General features: G+C 29.2%; 21 protein-coding genes. 4 read left to right on the top strand and 17 right to left on the bottom strand.

Translation table 11 applies throughout. The annotated features are described in order from the left end of the window. The first annotated feature begins 41 nt into the window (after nucleotides 1-41). Nucleotides 42-902: an SPFH domain-containing protein gene (locus EM932_RS02665; protein WP_135875215.1), complete on the top strand. Its 861-nt coding sequence runs from the start codon at nucleotides 42-44 to the stop codon at nucleotides 900-902. Nucleotides 903-956: 54 nt separating this feature from the next. After that, nucleotides 957-1,133, top strand: coding sequence for an Arc family DNA-binding protein (locus EM932_RS02660; protein ID WP_135875213.1), 177 nt, complete (start codon nucleotides 957-959; stop codon nucleotides 1,131-1,133). Nucleotides 1,134-1,155: 22 nt separating this feature from the next. Here the strand turns inward: EM932_RS02660 and EM932_RS02655 are convergent, their stop codons facing one another. Continuing rightward, the gene (locus tag EM932_RS02655; protein ID WP_135875211.1) at nucleotides 1,156-2,049 is read right to left on the bottom strand and encodes a DUF808 domain-containing protein; all 894 of its coding nucleotides are present in this window, start codon (nucleotides 2,047-2,049) and stop codon (nucleotides 1,156-1,158) included. Between the two features lie 6 nt (nucleotides 2,050-2,055). Continuing rightward, nucleotides 2,056-2,802 (bottom strand): CDP-alcohol phosphatidyltransferase family protein, encoded by a 747-nt coding sequence (locus tag EM932_RS02650; protein ID WP_135875209.1) that lies wholly within the window; start codon nucleotides 2,800-2,802, stop codon nucleotides 2,056-2,058. A 285-nt stretch (nucleotides 2,803-3,087) separates the two neighbouring features. Between EM932_RS02650 and EM932_RS02645 the strand changes: the two genes are divergently transcribed. Further along, complete coding sequence (locus tag EM932_RS02645) at nucleotides 3,088-4,185, top strand: putative type IX sorting system protein PorV2 (protein WP_135875207.1); 1,098 nt, start codon at nucleotides 3,088-3,090, stop codon at nucleotides 4,183-4,185. Nucleotides 4,186-4,359: 174 nt separating this feature from the next. Further along, nucleotides 4,360-5,565: a lipoprotein N-acyltransferase Lnb domain-containing protein gene (locus tag EM932_RS02640; protein ID WP_135875205.1), complete on the top strand. Its 1,206-nt coding sequence runs from the start codon at nucleotides 4,360-4,362 to the stop codon at nucleotides 5,563-5,565. An 8-nt stretch (nucleotides 5,566-5,573) separates the two neighbouring features. Here EM932_RS02640 and EM932_RS02635 read toward each other — a convergent pair whose 3' ends face one another. From EM932_RS02635 to EM932_RS02565, 15 genes are read right to left on the bottom strand one after another with little or no spacing between them, the layout of a single operon-like run. Next, the gene (locus EM932_RS02635; protein WP_135875203.1) at nucleotides 5,574-6,971 is read right to left on the bottom strand and encodes a sugar transferase; all 1,398 of its coding nucleotides are present in this window, start codon (nucleotides 6,969-6,971) and stop codon (nucleotides 5,574-5,576) included. Nucleotides 6,972-7,030: 59 nt separating this feature from the next. Beyond that, nucleotides 7,031-8,044 carry a glycosyltransferase family 4 protein gene (locus tag EM932_RS02630; RefSeq protein WP_135875201.1) on the bottom strand — a complete coding sequence of 338 codons (1,014 nt, stop codon included), beginning with the start codon at nucleotides 8,042-8,044 and terminating at the stop codon, nucleotides 7,031-7,033. 11 nt (nucleotides 8,045-8,055) lie between these two features. Then, nucleotides 8,056-9,426 carry an O-antigen ligase family protein gene (locus tag EM932_RS02625; protein ID WP_246040847.1) on the bottom strand — a complete coding sequence of 457 codons (1,371 nt, stop codon included), beginning with the start codon at nucleotides 9,424-9,426 and terminating at the stop codon, nucleotides 8,056-8,058. Nucleotides 9,427-9,432: 6 nt separating this feature from the next. Continuing rightward, nucleotides 9,433-10,506, bottom strand: a complete 1,074-nt coding sequence (locus EM932_RS02620; RefSeq protein ID WP_135875199.1) for a glycosyltransferase — start codon at nucleotides 10,504-10,506, stop codon at nucleotides 9,433-9,435. Between the two features lie 8 nt (nucleotides 10,507-10,514). Further along, the gene (locus EM932_RS02615; protein ID WP_135875198.1) at nucleotides 10,515-11,633 is read right to left on the bottom strand and encodes a glycosyltransferase family 4 protein; all 1,119 of its coding nucleotides are present in this window, start codon (nucleotides 11,631-11,633) and stop codon (nucleotides 10,515-10,517) included. 2 nt (nucleotides 11,634-11,635) lie between these two features. Beyond that, on the bottom strand, nucleotides 11,636-12,580 hold the full coding sequence (locus EM932_RS02610) for a methyltransferase domain-containing protein (RefSeq protein ID WP_135875196.1): 945 nt from the start codon (nucleotides 12,578-12,580) through the stop codon (nucleotides 11,636-11,638). Continuing rightward, nucleotides 12,577-13,569, bottom strand: a complete 993-nt coding sequence (locus EM932_RS02605; RefSeq protein WP_135875194.1) for a glycosyltransferase family 2 protein — start codon at nucleotides 13,567-13,569, stop codon at nucleotides 12,577-12,579. Before EM932_RS02605 ends, EM932_RS02610 begins: the two co-directional genes overlap by 4 nt. Next, nucleotides 13,566-14,612, bottom strand: a complete 1,047-nt coding sequence (locus EM932_RS02600; RefSeq protein ID WP_135875192.1) for an exostosin domain-containing protein — start codon at nucleotides 14,610-14,612, stop codon at nucleotides 13,566-13,568. Before EM932_RS02600 ends, EM932_RS02605 begins: the two co-directional genes overlap by 4 nt. Further along, nucleotides 14,605-16,149: a glycosyltransferase family 2 protein gene (locus EM932_RS02595; protein ID WP_135875190.1), complete on the bottom strand. Its 1,545-nt coding sequence runs from the start codon at nucleotides 16,147-16,149 to the stop codon at nucleotides 14,605-14,607. The genes EM932_RS02600 and EM932_RS02595 overlap by 8 nt, the downstream gene beginning before the upstream one ends. Continuing rightward, nucleotides 16,146-17,291: a glycosyltransferase family 4 protein gene (locus tag EM932_RS02590; RefSeq protein WP_135875188.1), complete on the bottom strand. Its 1,146-nt coding sequence runs from the start codon at nucleotides 17,289-17,291 to the stop codon at nucleotides 16,146-16,148. Before EM932_RS02590 ends, EM932_RS02595 begins: the two co-directional genes overlap by 4 nt. A gap of 5 nt (nucleotides 17,292-17,296) precedes the next feature. Beyond that, on the bottom strand, nucleotides 17,297-18,187 hold the full coding sequence (locus EM932_RS02585) for a hypothetical protein (protein WP_135875187.1): 891 nt from the start codon (nucleotides 18,185-18,187) through the stop codon (nucleotides 17,297-17,299). Further along, on the bottom strand, nucleotides 18,188-19,618 hold the full coding sequence (locus tag EM932_RS02580; protein WP_135875185.1) for an MBOAT family O-acyltransferase: 1,431 nt from the start codon (nucleotides 19,616-19,618) through the stop codon (nucleotides 18,188-18,190). A 1-nt stretch (nucleotide 19,619) separates the two neighbouring features. Then, complete coding sequence (locus EM932_RS02575; protein WP_135875183.1) at nucleotides 19,620-21,011, bottom strand: glycosyltransferase family protein; 1,392 nt, start codon at nucleotides 21,009-21,011, stop codon at nucleotides 19,620-19,622. A 15-nt stretch (nucleotides 21,012-21,026) separates the two neighbouring features. Beyond that, entirely contained in the window at nucleotides 21,027-21,902 is an 876-nt protein-coding gene (locus EM932_RS02570) for an N-acetylneuraminate synthase family protein (protein WP_135875181.1), read from the bottom strand. A gap of 17 nt (nucleotides 21,903-21,919) precedes the next feature. Further along, nucleotides 21,920-23,074, bottom strand: coding sequence for an acylneuraminate cytidylyltransferase (locus EM932_RS02565; protein ID WP_135875179.1), 1,155 nt, complete (start codon nucleotides 23,072-23,074; stop codon nucleotides 21,920-21,922). Nucleotides 23,075-23,104 lie beyond the last annotated feature (30 nt).

The raw sequence follows: 23,104 nt of genomic DNA, 5'->3' as shown, positions 1-23,104 counted from the left end.
ATGATATCAAAATAATATCATTTTAAATTAAAACACAAATCATGAAAGAAGAAAAAATCATTACACCCGCTAACGGATATCTCATGCTATCCGTTGTTTTAATTATGTTTTTTGGAAGTATCATTACCTTAATTATAACTAAAAATTTCATTTTTATTTTATTTATAATCATTGCGATATCTATTAAACCTGGTTTTGTAATGGTACAGCCAAATAACTCGAGGGTATTATTGCTTTTTGGAAAATATGTAGGTACTATTAATAAAAATGGCTTCTATTGGGTAAATCCTCTCTTCACAAAAAAGAAAATTTCTCTGCGTGCTAGTAATTTTGATAGTGAGCGTTTAAAAGTGAATGATAAGCTTGGTAACCCTATTATGATTAGTACGATTTTAGTTTGGAAAGTCCAAGACACTTATAAAGCGGCCTTTGATGTAGACAATTATGAAAACTTCGTTCGTGTGCAAACAGATGCGGCTGTTCGTAAATTGGCAAGCATGTATCCTTACGATAATTTTGCAGATGATGGGCATACTGAAGATATTACACTACGATCCAGTGTTAACGAAGTTAGTGAAGCTTTAGAAAAAGAAATACATGAGCGTCTATCTATTGCAGGTATTGAAGTATTAGAAGCTAGAATTGGTTATTTAGCGTATGCTCAAGAAATTGCAAATGCGATGTTAAAACGTCAACAAGCGACAGCGATAGTAGCTGCCAGACATAAAATTGTAGAAGGGGCTGTGAGTATGGTTGAAATGGCTCTTGAAGAATTAGGAAAGAAAAGTATTGTAGATTTAGATGAAGAGCGAAAAGCAGCTATGGTTAGTAATCTTATGGTTATACTCTGCGGTGATAAAGATGCTTCTCCTGTTTTAAATACTGGCACTTTAAATCAATAAACAATACATTTACATTTTTGTATTTTAAATTTATCAAAATAATTAATAACTCAAATGGCTAAGAAAAAGGCGTTTGCATTACGAATAAATGAAGATATGCTTAAAGCTATAGAAAAATGGGCTGCGGATGAATTCCGCAGCACAAATGGCCAAATTGAGTGGATGTTAAACGAAAGCTTAAAAAAGGCTAAACGTAGTCCTAAAAATAAAGACTCTGGAGAAAACAATTAAACTCTTTAATTCCTTTAGTTTATTATACTTCTGTTCCTTTATCTTTCAATAATTTCTTTTTAACTGCTTTAAATAATTTAACTACTAGAAGAGCAGCTAAACCAACCAATAATCCAACTATAAAATCTTTTATATAAGTAGGCAACACTTCCAAAAAGTGATGGAAGAATTCAATATTATGAACAAATATGCCTCCTGCTACCAAAATTAAGGCAATGGTACCAATTACAGATAAGCTTTTAATAATAACTGGAAGTGCTCTAATTAAAAAGTTTCCAATAGCCTTTGAAATACTTTTTTCCTTACCACTATAACTAACAAGTTTATATCCTAAATCATCCATCCTAACAATAAGCGCAACGATCCCATAAACACCTATAGTTGCAATTAAAGCTACAATTGTTACAACCAATACCTGAAACAAAATTGGCTTACCTAAAACGGTCCCTAAAGCAATGATTACGATCTCAACTGATAAAATAAAATCAGTAAAAATGGCTGATTTTATTTTCTTTTTTTCGAGAGTTAATTGGTCTTCCTTCGATAAGTCTGAATTATCAATAGTCTCTTTAGCATGTTTATGAGGCACAAAAAATTCATATATTTTTTCCGCTCCCTCAAAAGCCAAATAAACCCCTCCTAATACTAATGATAAGGTAACAGCCCAAGGCGCAAAAGCACTTAATAAAAAAGCTATCGGTAAAATAATTAATTTGTTGAGCGCTGACCCCTTAGTAATTGCCCACAAAACAGGCAACTCTCTGGAAGAAACAAATCCTGTAGCTTTTTCAGCATTCACCGCTAAATCATCACCTAAAATACCAGCTGTCTTTTTTGTAGTAATCTTACTCATTACCACAACGTCATCCATTAAAGCTGCTATATCATCTAGTAGTGCAAAAAATCCTGATGCCATTCGTAATTATTTGGAGGTTAAATTGCCTATAAGCGACATGATTATATAAAGTAAAATAATAACTGGTATCGCAGCAAACTGCAATACAATTAGTAACACGATACAAAGTATTATAAAAATGTATCTTGTTGCATTTGTTTTAAAGCTCCTATCTTTAAACTTTAAAGCGAATAATTTAATATTAGCATTTAATATGTAACAACTTAAAAGCGTTAACCCAATTAAAAACCATTTATTAAGGATAATGGCATTAATAAAATCATTATTCTGAAACTCCATTATTAATGGTAACGACACTATTAACAAGGTATTTGCTGGCGTTGGTAAACCTTTAAAATAACTTTGTTGTTCGGTATCCAAATTAAAATTTGCTAAACGATATGCTGAAGCTAATGTTATAAATAATCCTAAAAGCGGAAGTATTGGTAAATTAAAATCCAACCAATCCGTATTCGAAGACCAATCATTATTTATCTTATCTGAAGTGTTTATAGTTAACGATAGTAATTTATACATTATAAGTCCTGGAACTAAGCCACTAGTTACCATATCTGCAAGTGAATCCAACTGTAAACCCAATTCACTTTGAACATTTAGTTTTCTGGCTGCAAAACCATCTAAAAAATCAAAAAATATACCTAGGAAAACAAATAAAGAGGCAGCAATAAAATTATTATCAATCACAAAAATAACCGCAATACTTCCGCATAATAAGTTTAAAAGTGTTAATGCATTAGGAATATGTTTTTTCATATGTAGATTCTTATTGCTATTAATATTTAGGAATTCTTTCGGTAAAAATAACAAACAATTATTGTGTAAAACAAGAATTAAACAATATCTATTATAATTTCAAGTTTAATAGATTGACAAATTAAGCTAATTTAACTATGAAATAACATACAGAATAATTACTGCTTTCCATTTTTACATACTATAATTAATTAACATACGATATGTTATGGAAATTAACGGGTAGATAAATAAAATGAAAAATGAGCAAGTTTAAATCTGATATTTTATGATTAAATAGGTATTATGTGCATCTTTGTAAAAAAATTGCGATTGAAAACTTACATAACTGCATTGTTTTGTGCACTATCTGTATCAATATTTAGTCAAACTGTTAGAAAATATTCTAATGAGTTTATGAACATTGGTGTGGATGCTGCTGCTTTGGGTATGAGCAGTGCTGTAACGTCTCATTCTGCCGATGTTAATTCTGGTTATTGGAATCCTGCTGGTTTATTAAAAATTGAAGACAATCAATTAGCTTTAATGCACTCTAGTTATTTTGCAAATATTGCTAATTATGACTATGTTGCTTATGCCATGCCTATAGATAAACAAAGTGCTGTAGGCATATCATTAATTCGTTTTGCTGTTGATGATATTTTAAACACGACTCAACTTATTGATGAACAGGGAAATATTAATTATGATAGAATTAGTTTATTTTCTACAGCAGACTATGGATTAACATTTTCGTATGCAAGGCATCTTCCTGTACAAGGTTTAAAATATGGTGTAAATGCCAAAGTAATACGGAGGGTTATTGGTGATTTCGCTTCTTCCTGGGGTTTCGGTTTAGATTTGGGGGTACAGTTTGAGACTAATAACAACTGGAAATTTGGTGTGATGGCTCGTGATATTACCACAACTTTTAATGCCTGGGCTATTGATGAAGACGAATTTGCTAAGATCCAAAATGCAGTAGCAGGTCAAAATCAAGAGTTACCAGAAACTACCGAAATTACCATTCCAAAATTACAGATTGGTATTTCAAAACTAATCGATTTTAACTATGATTACACATTACTAACAGCATTAAATTTAAATGTTCGTTTTGAAGAAAACAATGATATTATTTCATCATCTTTTGCCAGTGTAAATCCCGCGCTTGGTTTCGAATTTGGATATATAGACATGGTTTATTTGCGTGCTGGTATGGGAAATTTTCAAAACGAATTACAAATTGACAATTCTGAACAACTAAGCTTTCAACCTAGCTTTGGTGTAGGCTTCAAATACAATGGTGTTCAAATAGATTATGCTTTTACCGATATTGGAGACCAAAGTGTTGCTTTATATTCAAATGTATTTTCTTTAAAATTGGATTTTAGTATTTTTAGATAATGAAGTGGTTTAAACTTTTTATAATTGGCTGCAAAATGTTCTTTTATCCTCACATTTTGTCTTTTTATTACTCCGTAGCGAAGCTATGCAACTCAAAAAAGTCTTCATTTGGGAATAAAATTACTATTTTTCGCTTCAATCAAAAAAGTTCAAACCACTTCAATATTTGTTTAGATGCATAAAACATTACTCTTCTTATTTATTTTTTTATTTGCTGCAATTGGCTCAGCTCAAAAAAACACGTTATCTCAAGAAGCAAGCATTAGTGTATTAACTATTGGTCCAGGTGCTTCTTTAAATGACTCTTTTGGTCATAGTGCCTTTAGAATTACTGACAGATTAAATGGTATTGATTTAGTATTTAACTATGGTGTTTATGATTTTGAAGCTCCTTATTTTATATTAAAATTTGCTCAGGGAAAATTAAGCTATCTAATAGGTGCAGATCGCTATCAAGATTTTTTTTATAGTTATACATCTCAAAACAGAAGCATTAAAGAACAAGTTCTAAATCTTTCACAAGAAGAAAAACAAAAGCTTTACGACTTTTTAATAAATAATTACAAGCCCGAAAATAAAAGGTATTTATACGATTTCTTTTTTGACAATTGTGCTACAAAAATTAAAGATGTTGCAAATGTTAGCTTAAATAATACCATTATTTTCAATACACCAAGCGATTATAAAGAAGCTACTTTTAGGACTTTAATTCAAAATAATCTCAATAGAAATTCTTGGGGAAGTTTAGGTATAGATGTAGCCCTTGGATCAGTTATAGACAAAAAAGCAACAGCAGAAGAACATATGTTCTTACCTGAGAACATTTACAAGTTTTTTGATTCTGCATTAATAAAAAATAGCGATGCACCCTTAGTAAAAGAAAGCCGCGTTTTATATTCTAAAAAAGAAAGCCCAAAACCAAATACCTTTTTTACAAGTCCTCTATTCATTTTAGGTATTATAGGTGGATTCATTCTTTTTATAACTTATAAGGATTACAAAAAAAAGAAACAAAGTATTTGGTTAGATATTACCCTTTTTAGCATCACAGGAATCATAGGGATACTATTGCTATTACTTTGGTTTGCAACCGATCATAAAGGTACGCATCAAAATTATAATTTGCTTTGGGCATGTACTCTTAACATTTTTGTTATTCGACAATTATTTAGAAAAAAAATAAGTGGTTGGTTTATTAAATATTTGAAGTTTTTAATAATCCTATTATGCCTATTAACCTTGCATTGGATTATTGGTGTGCAAGTATTTGCTATTGGGCTAATTCCTTTACTAATTGCCTTATTTATTAGATATCTTTATTTAATTTATTATTACAATAAGATAAAAAAGTTGAATACTACGACTGCAAATGAAGACTGACAACAAAATTATTGCCCTCTAAAGAAAATCATAGTGCTAATGGTTTTAACCAAAATATTTACATCAAGAAAAAAGCTTTTGTGCTTGATATAGTATAAATCGTATTGTAATTTTAGTAAACTATCGTCAACCGAAGATCCATATCTGGTTTTAACCTGCGCCCAACCTGTAAGACCAGGTTTAATAATATGTCGCGTTTCGTAAAAAGGCAATAATTGTGATAATTCTTTAACGAAAAATGGACGTTCTGGTCTGGGGCCAATCAAACTCATATCGCCCTTTAATATATTAAAAAATTGAGGGATCTCATCTAATCTAGAATATCTTAAAAACTTGCCAAAGAATGTAATCCTTGCATCTCCTTTTTGAGCCCAAACGGCTCCTGTTTTTTCAGCATTTTTAATCATAGTTCTATATTTTAAAATCTTAAAAGGTTTTCCATTTTTCCCTATCCTATCTTGGGTATAAAAAAGCGGACCTCGATTAGCTATAACATTCCCAACTAAAATAAGTGGTAAAAACATAGCTCCTGTTAAAATTCCAATTATAGAAATAATAATATCGAAAAACCGACGAAAAAACAGGTACAATTTATTTTGATTACTTCTACTAAATGGAAAATACTTATAAAAATCTTTTCCTACAAATTGTACTGGTATACGCTGTGCCAAATCTTCATATACCTGTGTATATTCTTTTATTGAAAACCCTTCTTCTAAAAGCGAAATAAGTGAGTAATAAATTTCTGAAGTAATAGATTCTGAATTATAACTTGCTACAACAATTTCTGATATATTTTCGTCCTTAATTACTTGGCGTATTTGACTTGGTTTATACTCTGCAATAGCATTAAACTTAACAGACTCAAAACTAAAACTATTTAAATCACAATTAATAAAGCCCTTAATTTTATAATTAGGATCCGAGTTATTAAAAGCTTCAACAATAGTTTCAATATTTGAGGTTTCTCCAATAATCAATACTTTCTTATAAAACCTAGGAGAAACAATGAAAGATACATATGCAAATCTCCATAAAAATAGCGCTGCGAAGATTGCGAAATAAAAATAAAGTATTTGCAAGCGATTATCTGGTAATACAGGCGTAAAAAATGGTGTCAAAAAATAAAATAGTGCAGTAATTGAGACCGTGACAACTATACTAGCAAAAGTTTTTTCAATTTTACTAGATTTCTGTAGGTCATAAAGCTCAAAAATAGTTCCAAATACTGATATATATAAAACAAGTATAAGAGTCCATGTCCAGTTTTCTTTTGTTATAGTAAAATAATCAAAATCAAATGTATTGCCAACAAAATATAACACAACCAATATTGAAACAATATCGAAAATGCGCAGTAAAACTTTACGTTCTGAAATATTAAAATGAATACTGCGGTTGGACATTTTTACAAATAAAATGAGAGATGATAAAGATAACTATATTCATATTATTAAGCGAAAATTTATTTTAACACTTTATTCCATTGATTTTTAATAATATTCCAATCTAATTGCTCTACTTTTTTTCTGGCATTTATAGCCATTACATTTGATTCTTTTGGTGAATTTAACAATCCTTGAATCGCTTTAATAAATACTTTTTCTGAATTTGGCTCTACTAAAATACCTGTAAGGCTATCTTCTATTAGGTAAGGTATACCTCCAACATTAGTAGAAATAACAGGTAATCCTAAGGCCATTGCCTCTATAACACTAACAGGCATATTATCAAAATGAGTGGTATTAATAAAAATATTATAATCTTTAGACTTCTCTATCCATTCTTGTTTTGATAATTTTCCTGTAAAAATGACTTCTACCTTTAATTCTTTTGCATAATTCATTGCTTCTTGCATGCTTCCATCATTATCTGGACCAACCATGCAAAGTTCTGCATCTATATTAATATCCTTTAAGCCTTTTAAAACCTTAATTGCTAACAAAGGGTTATATATTTTTGAAAACGAACGTACCCATAACAGTTTTACTTTATCAAAAGTTCTTTCTTTAAAAACGTAATTATTTAGCTCTATTGAGTTTGGAATGCAATTAATATTTGTATAACCAGAAGCTTCAAATTTTGATTCAATATATAAATTAGGAGCTATATTAATATAAGCATTATTAAATATAGCTCTAGATAACGAAGGAGTCGTTATCAATCTGTATGGTAAATTTCCTCCATGGAGAATGGGGATGTATTTCATTTTAAAAATACGACATAGCGAGCTTACAAAATAGGCATAATAGAAATTTAAAGTACTATATGTATCAATTAAAACATAATCAGCTTTATTTCTAAATTTAAAACAAGTCCATAGCATATGTATAAGTCTAATAAAAATATTACTCTTATGTGATGCTGAATAAACTTGAAATCCGTTTTTTGTAAATAACGTTGATAATAAATCAATTGAAGATAAATTACTTTTTTTATCATCATTCATTTTATTCCCTATGTAAACAATAGTCTTCAACTAGGTATTTTTTATTTTATGTTGGCTATTTTTAGCTTTTTAATTTGTTTTTTTTTAATACTTGTTTTGAATTGTAGATCAATCAAACTAAGACCATATATAAACGCTGGAGCAGCAATACGCATCGAGGAGTGATTAATAGTTAAAAACCAGAAAATATAACATGAGTAAAAGAATACATTGGATCTATTTTTAAACCGAAATATCAATGGCGTTAATAATAAAATCAATAAAGCTATTAAACCAAATAAACCATGTTCTGAAAGAATACGGCTCATTTCATTATGAGAAGCCACTACAACGCCTTCTTTTTGCTGTCTCAACTCTTTAACCTTACCAACACCAACTCCTAAAACTGGATTTTTTAAAAACTCATCTATCTCAAAAGAAATTAACTCAACCCTTCCTGTCGATATATCTGCTTTTTCTCTTCCTGAAGCATCTTGATTTGCATATCTTTTATCTATAAAACCACTTGTTTGCATTGAAGAATATAGCCAAATCATTAATCCAATTCCTATAAATACAAATACGGTTCTACTGATTCTAAATTTAGCCTTAATATTTACTTTATTAAAATAAATATAAAGGAAGGCTGCAATCATAAAAAGCGCTGTTATAATGCCCCCCCTACTAAATGTTACAATCCCTCTATAGCTTATAACTGCAAGAAGAACACCATTTATTATTTTGAGAAATAATGACGGAGATAGCATAAAGAAACGAATACTAAATACAAACATACCTATACCTAAAACCGTTGCTACCTGATTTGGTCCAAAGCCTCCTGAAGCTGCAAAATTAGATCCAGTACCAGTAACAGTTTCTCTAATATCTGGTGTATAAAAAAATAAATAAACAACTGTTGATACCAAAGGTAAAGCCATAAAAAATAGCACTTTATGAATATCCTGATATGCTATTTTTAATTTGAAACAAAAAATTGCAGCAATGCCTAAACAAACAGGCCCACTTAAATTAAATGCAATAGCTGTTCTTAGCGTCGTTTGTTCTGTTACATTAAATCCTGCTACTAATATTCCTGGTATAAGAAAAAAAAGATATAATATGTATGCTAAAGGCTGTTCTTTCTGTTTAACTGTAACAATCCCAATTAAACAGAATAAAATTACCATGTATTTTGAAGTCTCATATAAAGGACTACCTCCTGTCATTCTAAGGAATACCTCAGAACCAATAACATAAGCGCATGCTATTAAAACTTTTAATGCCCTTTGAGATGGTTTAGTTCTGAATATGGTACGAGTAAAATAAATAAATATCCCTAATAAATATACCTTGGATAATATTTCAAAACTATATATCGCAAATCCTATAAGAATATGTAAAAAAATTATTTTTATATAATCAAAGTTTTTCAATATAGCTTAGTTATAAGTATTATAAGTTTTCAATATGGTCTCTATCTGGGCTTTTTCGGAATAATTATCTAAAATATGTTTATTGTAACCTTCTGCATGCTTGATTCTCAATTGTATATTTTCAATATACAAAGATATAACATCAAACATTTTTTTTGGCTTTGATGGTGATATCAATAATCCCGTAACATTATTTTTTATTAGCATTTTACATTCACCAACTTTTGTTGATATAACGGCTAGTTTTGATAAACCATATTCTAAAAGAGCTAATGGTAAACCTTCGGATTTTGAAGACAGAATGCCTATTTCACATTGATTTAAAATATTAAAAACATCAGGTTTGCTGCCATATAAAAAAACATTATCCTTCAACCCCATATCATCAATTTTATGATGAATTAACCTAGAATATTCATCGTTAAAGTCTTTACCAACACAATGCAGAGTCCAATTGGGATATAAGTCAATTACTTTTTTAAAGGCTTCCAAAAGTGTAAAATGATCCTTTTGGGGTCTTAAATTAGCTAAACAAATTATACGGTTTCCATCACGCCCCTTTAACTTAGTATTTTTTAAAGTTTTATTTATTATTGCAAAATTTGAAAGGTAAGAAACACTTTTAGCTTTTAGGTTTTCTTTGGCCCATGCTTCTAAAGATCTATTAACACTGAAAACATGAGAAAAATATACTGAACAAAACTTTAAAACTCTAAACTTTCGGTCCTTTAAAAACTCACTATTACCATAATGGTCATGCCAAATAACAGTGATTTTTCTGTTAAATAATTTTATAATTGTTGCCAAAAAAAATGAAGTAGAATGTGCATGAATTATATCTATATTATTATTCTTAATAAATTTATTTAATCGAATAATTGCACTAAAATCAATCGTTTTCTTTTTATTTAAAAATTTATATTCAACATTTTCTGAAAGACTTTTTTTTAGTAACCCTTCTTCTCTTGTTGCGCAAAGAAACGATGTTACTTTTTCATTTATTAAGGCATTTGCAATATTCACTGCAACGCGCTCAGCTCCACCAATTTGTAAAGAATCTATTAATTGTAGTACTCTCATATAATTAATTAAAACAACAATTCTTTAATTTCCGTTTCAAAAGCCTCTAATGTATAATTTTGAGACCATATTGAAGCCTCTAAAGACATCTTTTCCAAATATTTTTCTCCATTATTTAATGTTTCTTCAATAGTTTTAACTGCTTTGTCTAAACTGCTTTCTATTAATATGCCTCTACTTCCATGATCTAACATGTATGGGACACATGATATTAATGTTGAAATTGGAATAACTCCAAAAAACATAGCTTCTGCAACCGCTTTTGGCCAACCTTCAGATTTTGATGGTAATATTAAAAAATGAGCTTCTTTTAATGCATTCTTGATAACGTTTTTCTCTCTGTTTCCATGCAAATTAATTCTTTTTTCTAAGTTATTATTCACAATGTAATCTTCAAGTTCTTTACTTAAAACACCTTCTCCATAAACCTCCAAAGAAACTTCTTTACCTTTTTTATAAAGAGCTTCAATAATTTTTATCACTAATAAAGGTCTTTTGCCCTCAACCAAACTTCCAAGGAAAATAAATTTTAAAGCTTTAGAATAATTTCTTGATTTTGGAACACTAATTTCATTTTCTGAATATGTTGCTGTAAAAAATGATTTTATATTTTTAGTTTGATTTTTCCATTGACCATATACTAAAACTGTTATATTTCTAGTCAGAAATGTATTAGATAACAACCATTTTTGCAATCTATAACTAAAAGATTGTTTTGACTTGGGATCCCAATTTCCAGCATATTTAGCCGTCTTTGTTTTCTTTGGAAAGAAAAACTGAATAATGCACCCTAATAGCCCTATATTTCCCGGACAACGTAAGTGAATATGATCCGTTTTCTGAAATGCCTTAATAAGTTGAAAAAGAATAACTGGAATTTTAATTATCGATGTTAAAATAGTTTTAACGGAAGTAAACTCAATAGAAGGTATTGATCTAAAGATAATATGCTGGTGTTTATAAGAAATGTCTATTTTTGATATAGGGTTGGATGATAATGGAGCTACTATTTCAAGTTCATCAATATGTTTTAACCATAAATTCATTTCTCTCACATATGGAGCGTAAGCGTAGAATACATCCTCTTTTGATTTATGTTCAACATGTGTGATAATCGTGAATTTCATCCTTAAACCTTCAATTTATAAAACTCATTAAGTAGCTCTTCATTAGTTCTTTCTTTTTCATCTCTTGTAAATACCATATTAAATCCCATAGGGGAAATCATACTAAAATAATTTTTTCTAGATTTTAGTAAATCAATATATTTTAACCAACCAAATAATAGTCTGGAGATAAACAATACAATCATTCTTAAATATCTGTTTTTAAATAAATCTATTAAAAATTGAGAATTAAATGTTGCTACTGCACTGGCACTGCCTTCTGAAGCTTCATAATTATGCAAACTACATTTATGGAATAAACTTCTTAAACCTGTGAATGTGAATCTAAAAAAATCGTAAGGAGGGCTGTGATAAGGAAAGTTAAAAGGAACTTCTACTAATAAAAACCCATTAATTTTAACCACACGTTGCAGCTCATTAGCGACTATCCACGGTTTGAAAGTATGCTCTAAAACTTGAGAAGCTATAATTAAATCAAAGCTAGCATTTTGAAATGGAATTTGATGTGCATCAAAAACTAAATCTGGAGAAAATTGTAAATGAACGTCTGAAGTTATAACTAAAGCATTTTTAAAAATTTCATTGTAAAAATCTATCTTGTCTCCAGCTCCAATAACTAAAATTCGCTTGTTTTCAAATTGTTTAGCTAATTCTGTATATCGTTTTTTAAAAGAAAAGTCTTTAGATAAGGATGGTAGTATTTTTTTACGAAACGTATTTTTAAAATTATCTTTTCTGTAATTTGAATTTTGAGTTGTTGGAGCCTTCTCTAATATGTCTTTTGATTTAAATATGCTCGTTGATTCATCAATGATGATAGGTATATTATTTAACACGTCTGACTTTCCTCCGCATTCAAAAATCACTTCATTCTCTTCAAAAGATTTACATCCTTTTCCTGTAGATGGGTTAATTAAGTTTTCTTTTAAAAATTCTATTTTTGTCATGAAAGTTTTGGTTTGTTATAAAATAAAGAGAACCATCCTTTTAATCTTCCTAAGGTTTCTGTAAACGCTTGTTTTTTATTATTACCATAAAAACTATTTGCAAAGCGAATTAATATAAGCAATAATACGGTAGAATGATATTTAAAAACGGCTTTAAATGTCGGGTTTTTATATTTTACTTTCCAAACATACCAACTATTTCTAACAATCATTTTTCCAAAAATAAATTTATTTGGACGTCCAGATTCTTCATGATGATGTTCTAATTTTGCGGCTGTATTGAGGTATAGCTTTCCTAACTTAGAGGCTCTTAGACAAAAATCTAAGTCTTCATATAAACCATACCCATGAAAGTAATTAGAAAATTTAATTTTATCGAAGAGTAATTTTTTGTAAGATGACACGCCTCCCATAAAAAATTCAACATTATATATTTTATTTGAAGGAGGTAAGTAGCCTATAGAACGCCCATGGGCAAAGGTAGGCAAAAACCCAGGTTTTGCATCTGGTTGTAAACCTAAAAGACTTCTTATTTTAAATCTAGATGACTCATTTCGCATCCATCCATCATAATAATATTTATTCTTTTGTCCTTTCTCATCTGACTTTTCCCAAACAACTTCATTTGTAATATAACCACCAACAGCCAGGGCATCTTTTTTGTCTTTGTAGGTATTTATTAAATTTTTGAAATATTCTTTTTCTAAAATAACATCATCATCCAAAAAGCAAACGATCTCAGATTCACTTGAGATTAAATTAATCCCATAGTTTCTTTGTTTTGTTAAACCTCTTTGTGCTTCTTCTACTTTATAATACTTTAAATTTTCAAAGAAGTTCTTTTCCAAAAACTGCTTTGTTTCATCATTAATTGATCCATCTACAATCAGTATTTCATTTGGATAAACTATTTGGTTTTGAATTGACATTAAAAGCTTCGACAAAGCTTCACACCTCATATATGTACATATTATTAATGAAAACTTCATAAGCTATTATTTGTGTTTTTTAATAAGAAATCATCATGTACCTCTTTAAAAAAATGTTCTCTTCTTAAAAGGTTTTTCCATAAAAACCTATTGCTATTTTGAAACTCAATAAAACTTTCTTCACTAAATCTACTATGAAAATCTTGAATTTTTTCAACCATCGATTTATCGTTTTCTTCTTTAATTATTACACAGTGCTTACTCCATTTTATTTTATGTGACAAAGGTAATTCACAATCTGTATCTATTAAAACAGGTATTCTACCAACAGCTAAGGTTTCATAAAATCTAACCGAAAAGTTACCAGCTCCTCTTAGACAAAAGGTATATGGATTATTGTATATATTTTGATAAAATTCTGCTGTAGTATTTTCTTTTTGTTCCTTATTCTTAAAACCCGCTCTATAATCACTTCGTAAAATAAAATTTGTTATTATGTAATCTGATTCAAAAAGTTTTTTTAGATACTTAGCACGTTTAATACTTGATGGATAAAATGACTGATAATCCTTATTTTCGCTTAAAAGAATACGTTTTATATTCACTTTAAGAAAGCTTAAAAGTTCTTTAACGTACTTTTTAAGTCCTCCTTTGGCATGACCAACAAAACCCAATCTAGGAAGTTTTTCTTTATTAATAGTTGCAAATTTTTGTTTTAAATACGCGTCATAAGGATCATTGATAAAAGAGGGCATAATAACTGTTTGGCTATTTAGCTTACTTTTAAATCCGCTCAATCTAAAAGTGAAAATACTTTCATCGTTTATTGTAAACCCAAAATCACCTCCTGAATAAACCCAAATCGTTTTGTTTAAAGTTTTTGCTTTAGTTAAAAAGTCGTTTACCAGAGATTTATGATGTTTCAATCCATAAGAATACTCTAAAGGAAAAATTGCTACATCAGAATCATTTATATCTTTAACAATAGTGTAATAATCTCTTAAATATTCATTATACCCATAATGCAAATCAAATAATAGTGGAAAAACTAAACCACGATTTTCTTCTGTTAATAAATCTATATCTGTAAAAAGCTTAAGCATTCCTTTTTTTTAAAGTGTCTGCCCATTTTAAACTTGTTTGCCATTTTCTTTTCATACTAGCAATATACTTAAATGGGTTTTTAATTGACTGGCTCTTATAAAATTTAATAAAAAGTAATAATTTGTACAGCTGATTTTGTTGTTTTGTTAGATATTTTAAATTAAATAACATGATTGTTGGGGAAGGTTTGGGCATATGCTTTTCGTTTTCCCACGGATGTTCAACTTTTATTCTATAACCTCCCACAGGAGCTTTTAAATGTGTTATTCTTATATTAGAAAAGTATATAATATCTTCACCTAAATTACGTATCTGCATTCCAAAATCGGAATCTTCGCCATAATTATATTCATATTGTAAATTAAATTTCACATTATTTATTACACTAGATTTAACAAAACTATTTCCTCCTCCAAAAACCGGGGTTTGTGCTGTTTTAGTATAAGTCTGCTTCTCATCCGATTTTAAATAAACTGTTGATCCAACTTTAGAACCTGTTTTTTCTATTTCTTCAAAAATGTTCTCTATTAAATTGGGTTCAAATCTATTGTCATCATCACCTAAAAACAACCATTCGCTTTGTACTAAGTTAATACCTATATTTCTGGCATTGCATACACCTGTTTGGTGAGTAAACTTATGGTTTATCTTGAATGGCCAGCTTTCGTCTGTTAAAAAGTTTAATTCTGTATTTGAATTTTTATCTGGATTTTGTTCAATTATGATAACATTTTTTGGTAAAATGGTTTGTTTCGATAAATCTTTTAGTACATCATATAAATACACTTTTCTACCTATAGTTGGTATTATAACGTCTATCTCTTTTTTATCAATAACTTTCCTTGAAGAGTTTAAAGTTATTGTATTAAAGTCCAAATCATATGATTTTCGATTTGAAAATAAGCTTTTAACAAATGGTATTATTGGTAGTTTTTTTAAATAGATTAGATAGCACAACATTAATAAATATACCCAAACCCATTTATAATGGGATTTTACAAACTTGAACAATTCTAACGTTGATATTTGATTATGACTAATTGCTTTTGGTTTACTAATAAAAAAATGAGGTTCGGAATAACAAAATAATCCTTGAGACATCGCCGATTTTGCTAGCGAATTAAGAAAATAATCAAAATTGTTATGCTTCTTAAAATCTTTTAAAACTGTAATTAAAATTTCTGCATGTATTCCCCCAATATCACTACTCATAAGCCATGTTGGGTAAGTAACTTCTTTATTTACTTTAATAAATACTGATTGATCAACAAAACCTATTTGTTTTGATATATAGTTTTTATCACTTACAGTATATGAAGCTAAAATACGTTTGTGGTGAAAAATATTGTTAATATGCTTTTTATTAATAAAGTCCATATAAGCTTTATGGCACCAAACAATAATTTCAGTAGGAAAGCATTGTGCCAATTCATATAAAGCTTCAGTGATGCTTCGTTTTTTATTAAAACTAATTGCTTTGAATTCATTATCAAGAATCCTCAACAACCTATTATTTTGATGAATTAGATACATCATGATATAATAGATTTATAATATTCAATATTTATATTTGCATTTTTTTCAATATCAAAAAGTATTTCTACTTTTTCTCTCGCAGCGTTACCTATTTTTAAACATAAATCTTCATCATTGAGTAGTTCAAGTAATCGATTTGCATATTCGTCTATTTCTGTTGGATGTACCAGATAGCCATTAACACTATCATCAATAAGTTCTTGTCCCCAGCCAATACTGGTATTAACTACTGGTTTTTGCATGGCCATAGATTCTATTGTTACCATACCCAAAGTTTCTGCAAAAGATGGAAAAGTACAAACATGCGCATTTTTAATATATTGCTTTACTTTTGAGTAAGGTATTTTGCCTAAATAATCAACACGTTTTTTGGCTTCTTTTGAAAGAATCTGCTCCATTAATTTATAAGTGGATTTTTCACCTGTTTTTATATCGGAAGCATCATTCCCTATAAGGATTAATCGTGCTTCGGAGTTTTGTTTTAATACCTTGTTAAATATTTCTGCTAATTCTAAAACACCTTTTTTTCTTATAATAGTACCTATGTACAATATGGTATTCCTATAATAAACTTTTGGTGTATTATTTTCAAAATTTTCTAATTGTAGACCATAATGAATGGTTTTAATTTTATTTTTATTTAACCCAAATATCTTTGCGGTTTCAATTCCTGCATAAGTCGTGGGAGCTATATAAGCTTTAGCTTTATGCAAAGCCATCTTCTCAAACATGAAATTTTTAAACTTTTGCTTTCTATTTTCTAATTTACAGAAGTAAGCATCACTTCCATGAAAGCGAATAACCAAAGGTACTCTAAGGTTCATAAAAGCTGATATCCCTGTCCAATCCGCAGCTTCTAAAATATCTATATTCTTTTTTTCTGCTATTTTGTTTACATAGTTTTGAATGTGCTTCCTGTAGTAATACCAAGCAAACACTCTATAAGTTTCTTTCTTGATAAGATGTATTTCAACCCCTTCATCATAAATTATTTCAGAGTTATTTTGACCATATACAAATACCACGACCTCAACGCCTTTCTTAACCAAAGCGATACTAAGATTTTTAATACTAGTGGCTATTCCTGCAGCTTGTTTAACTTTAGGATGTGGATATTCTGATGTTATATAACCTACTTTCATTGAGATTAATATGATTGATTTAATATATAGTTAGCAAAAATTTCAGAAAACTTGTATGCGCCTTTTTCGTTTAAATGAATATTATCTATAAAATATGCTTCGTTTTTAATAATCCCAGTATAATTAATTAAATCTGGTATTTTCTGAGTTAATTTATCAATAAAATCAAGGTTTTTTGTATCTCTTCTTATCGGAGAACAAAAATATGACGCGTTAATTTTATTTTTGAAAATGTAAGCTTTTAAATTTTCAAAATCCGAATTATTTTCAATTATATAACTTGGTAAATCATGTGTATTTTTAGAACTAGTACCATGTAACTCCTTAAACCCATTATTATAACTAAATGCTGAAGGTGATTTTTTAAAATTTGAAACTAGCCTTCTGAAACCATTTTTCTGGTCATAAAGAGCATAACGCATAAACGGAAAAGAAAATTCAAAACTGTTAAACTTGTTCGATTTATCTAAATGGTTTTGTATTACTTTATTTGAATTATAAAAAGGTATTAATTCGTAATCTAATACGTTTGAATATTGATTTTGGAAATTATATATATAATCTATTTGAATAAAAACTTTTTGATAAGAAACATTATATTCGTCTAAAAGTTTTAAAATAAGTAGCATATCACTAATCTTAGAACTTTGAACAGCAAAATTCACCGCATGTCCTCCTGTAATAGAATCTATGACTAAAGGGTTTATACCGTTTTCGACTCTTGAAGATCCTAAAAAAATGTAATCTACTTTTTTATCTTGAAAGCTTCTTATGAATTGAAATTTTGTATCAGAATAATACACTGAGTTAATATGAGTATATACTTTATCTGCTACATACAAAGACGCTAAAACGATAAGAATGACTCCGATTATATATTTAAAAAATTGTGTCATTTAAAATTGAAAATATATAAAATCTTGAGGATTAGAATAACTACCAAACATGAAAATCACCAAAATACATAAACTCAGTTTTATAAATTCGTAATTTCTAGAAATAGGCTCTTCATATAGTTTATTAAACCATTCAACCAAAACAAACGGCACTAACAATAATAATAATTCTACTGAATAGCGTTCATGGCCAAGAAACTCAATTCCAAAATTAAAATTAACCATATTGCTAATATACTTAAAAGCCACCTCTACACTGTCTGCTCTAAAAAAAATCCAAGCAAAACATGTTAAGAAAAACGTTATTAATATTCTGGGAACAACACTAAGGGTTTGTTTTATTCCTAACATTTTAATTGTAGAAATATTTATTCTATTCTTTTTTGCTAATAACAATGGTAAAAAATACAATGCATTTAAAAATCCCCAAACTATAAATGTCCAATTAGCGCCATGCCAAAAGCCGCTTACCAAAAAAACCACAAATGTGTTTCTAACTTTTTTTATCGTGCTAACGCGGCTCCCTCCCATGGGAATATATAAATAATCTCTAAACCAAGTTGTTAAAGAGATATGCCAATTACGCCAAAACTCTGCTATATCTCTTGAAAAATAAGGATAATTAAAGTTTCTTTTTAAATTAAAACCAAATAACCGAGCTATACCTATAGCCATATCTGAATATCCAGAAAAATCACCATAAATTTGAAAAGCAAAATAAACACTTCCCAAAATTAAAGACACCGTATTTAATGTGTCATAATTTTTAAATATTTCGTTCACATAAATGGCACAAGAATCAGCTATAACAACTTTTTTTAATAATCCCCATATTATTAAATGCAATCCTGATTTCGCCAATTTAAAGTCAAACTTAAACTTCTTTTCGAATTGGGGTAATAAGTGAGAGGCTCTTTCAATTGGACCTGCTACTAACTGAGGAAAAAATGATACAAAAGCTGCAAAATCTATAAAGCTGTTGGTTGGTTTTAACTGTTTTCTATAAATATCGATTGTATAACTTAACGTTTGAAATGTGTAAAAAGAAATTCCAACAGGTAAAATAATATGTAATGTATAACTCTCAATATGATACCCTAAAATTGACCATGCATCTACCCAACTCTCTATAAAAAAATTGTAATACTTAAAAAAAGCTAGTGTTCCTAAATTAACTGATAAACTTAGAATAAAAAGTAGTTTTCGCTTTTTTTTAATTCCTGTTCTCTCTAGTTGCCTTCCTATAAAATAATCGACTACAGTACTCAATAAAATTAAGCCTAAAAACCGATAGTCCCACCAACCATAAAACACATAACTTACAATTAGTAAAAATAAATTTCTATATGTATTTTTTTTACTAAATACAGACCAATAAAGTAAGAATACAATAATTAAAAAGAGTAGAAAAGCAAACGAGTTAAATAACATACTATACTAAAGACTTAATAACGTTCCAAATGTTTTCTGATGATTTAGTTGGTGTCTTGCCCGCCACAATCTCATACCATTTTTCACAATCTTTCACGTTTGATAATTCTCCGTCTAAGATTTGCCTCACTAAAACTTTTAAATGGTTTTTATCTTCACAAAATACTGCTGCATTTTTACTTGGCATGCTTCTAAAATGGACATATTTATAGTTTTGCCCTATATCTCGAATACCTTTTTTTAATTGCGGTTGTTCGTAATTATAATAAATACAAGGTTTATTATGTGCTACAAAATCAAATACTGTAGATGAACATACATTGGTTACAAATTCGCTATGCTCACATACGTTATATAGCATTTTAAAATCTTCTTTTGTTGGCAAAACCTGATTCCATTGCTTTCCTACTTGTTTCCAAATAGGATCCAAAACTTCAATGATATCTTTGTTTGCTTCAATAATAGCATTATATCTAGGTGTAAAATCTACAGGACATTTTCTGTAAATAATGCCTAGATTTCTACCTTCGACATTTAAACTTCTAACAGCATTTGCTAGGTCTTCTAAATAATACTGGTCTAGGGGCGATGTTGTTTCATCATCTCCAGAATAACAAATATATTTTTTATTAATGTCTAAATTATAATCATTAAAAAACGCTTCTTTTGTTTGCTTTAATGCTATATCGTAATGTGGTTCAAACTGTGGTGTTCCTGTAACAAAAACCTGTTTCTCTTTTATAAATGGATAATATTGTAATACCTGTTCTTTCATTAAATCGCTCCACACACAATAATAATCGGTCTCAACTACTTGCATAGCTTTTGGTACATTATCCCAAGAATATACAAAGGCTACAGTTGGAATTCCTAAATCTTTAGCCGCCAATAAAGCACTAATAGATTGTGTTGCTCGTTGCGTAGTACAAAACACTAAATTTGGTTTATGTTTTTCTAATTGTGCTTTACAATACGAATACTTTGTGGTTGAACGTTCTAATTTATTTATTTTTTGTCTAAGTTTAACAATACCTTTTTCCGAGGAATACAGTCCTATTAAATATTTTGTATATAAACTTTTAAGACTATTTTTAATGCCTTTATAATTGAAAGGGAATTTATATGTTGGGTACACATCATCATTAAATTTATCTCTTGATACATTTAATTCAGCTCGCTTCCTTGCTCTTGAATAAATTGATAATAATGGATGACTTGTGTGGTCTTCAATCTTAACTTCGTTATAATCAAGATTATCTTTAAGTGAGAATACTGTATTATTCCAATATGTAATATTGAAGCCTTTTTGCTCTCCTATATTTTTAAATTCTGTGAATGCAAAATTTCTTAAACCAACCCCATCAGGAAAAAAAACGAATACTTTTTTCTTCATTTTTAATCTTATAAATTAAATTTTCTGATTTTTTAACTTATTTCGTTGTTCTTGCTCTATAGGTAAGACATCTTGCTTTTTAAACTGCAACGCTTTATAAACGGCATTAACATCTCTGGATAGTTTACGTAACCCCATAGGCTCTAGTGAAGCAGCGTGATCTGTACCTTTCCATGTTCGATCAATAGTATAATGTCTTTCAATAATATTAGCTCCTAGAGTGTAAGCAGCAACATCTACAGCAATTCCTAAATGATGTCCTGAAAAACCAATGTGTTTCACGTCATCTTTATACTTTTCTATTAATAAATTGATATCTAACAGACATACATCTTCAAAAGGCACTGGGTAGCCAGATGTACAATTATAAAGTACCAAGTCTTTATTTCTATGATTTTTTTTAAAAAAGGAAACTAAATCTTCTATTTCATCTTTAGTTGTCATTCCTGTAGAAATATGCAATTCACCTTGATAATTATGACATAACCATTCTAACATTTCTATATTATTATTACATGCTGATGGAATTTTAATAAACTCAGGGTTTAAAGATGCTATTTCCTTAGCTGAAGTTAGATCCCATACAGATGTAGAATAAGTAATTCCTATATCTTTACAATACGACTTTAACTCTTTATGCTGACTAAGATCAAACTCTAAATACTCTCGATGAGCACCATAAGTATCACCATAAGAGTTAACAGGGTTTGGATGTGGTTGATTGTATTGTTCTTCGGTTAGTAGTTCTATATTATTTCTCTTTTGGAATTTAATTGCATCAACATTACAGAATATTTTAGCCACTTTTATAAGTTCTTTGGCTATCTCTATATCTCCTTTGTGATTACATCCTATCTCTGCTATTATATAGGGCTTTTTATATGTGTCCATAAAATTTAAGGGCTTTTTTAAAACCTTTTATTATAATTCATTATAAATTGACATGCTTCACGAATAGCTCCTGCTCCCGAGTTTTTAGAAAGTACTATATCTGCATGCTGTTTTACTATATCCGTAGCATTATTGGGTGCTAAGGACCAGCCTACACTACAAATATTGGTTAAGTCGTTTACATCATCTCCAACATAAGCCACATTGTTTAATGTTTTGCCTTTTTCTTGCATAACCTGATTGAGTAAGGTGTACTTATCTTTTACACCTAGAAATACATGTTTAAGTTTCAACTTTTTCATGCGTTTTGCAACAAGTTCGGAGTTTTCAGAGGTCATCACCATAACCTCAATATCAAATTGTTTTAAGATTTCAATTCCCATACCATCTCGCATATCGAAAACCTTCGTATGCTCACCTTCTTTTGTATATGAAATTGTACCATCTGTAAAAACACCATCTACATCAAAAACAACGTGTGTGATTTTTTGAGATTCCTTATAACGTTTTTGCCTTTCAATTAACAAACTTTCAACGGCAACCCAATCGGATTCAGTATCAATCTCTAACAAAGAATCTTCGGGCATTTTCACTATAGCTGTATTTTCTCCCAGTCGATTTTTATGTTTTTTTAAAGCGTTTTTCGTTACGACATAAACAGCACCATTTTCTATTAGCAAACCTTCAAAATCTTGACGTCTTGGCCTTTCAAGAGGATTATAATTTATTGGGTTTCCTGATTCATCCCACAAAAAACGGTGTGTTTTAACCACAGTCAATGCTGAGTCAAAATCATTCCCAATTTCTTTTAAACAATTATTTATGTCATCCTTTTTAGTAAAAGGTGATGTAGCTTGAAGTAAACAGAATACATCAAAATTGTAGTTGGTAGTTTCGCAAAATTCTAAAATAGCTGACTCGGTCGAAGCTGTATCGTTAGCACTTTCCTTACTTCTTAATAAGGCTTTAATTTTGTTTGTCCAGTAGTATTCTTTATTAATAAATTCTATAATAGTCTCATCATCAGTATAAACAAACACTTCATCAAGTTCAGAAAAAATAGCCTCACCTAAAACCCATGTAAATAAAGGCCTACCAACCATTTTTCGCTTATTTTTATTAAGAATGCCTTTAGACCCTTTTCTAAGCGGTATAAATCCAATTTTTCTCATAGTAAACATGTCTTTAACAGTCGCTAAAAT

It is taken from the genome of Flavivirga rizhaonensis (genome assembly GCF_004791695.1).
Classification (GTDB): Bacteria; Bacteroidota; Bacteroidia; order Flavobacteriales; family Flavobacteriaceae; genus Flavivirga; species Flavivirga rizhaonensis.
The sequence above is the reverse complement of the archived record's forward strand: the minus strand, read 5'-3'. Positions and strand labels throughout refer to the sequence as shown.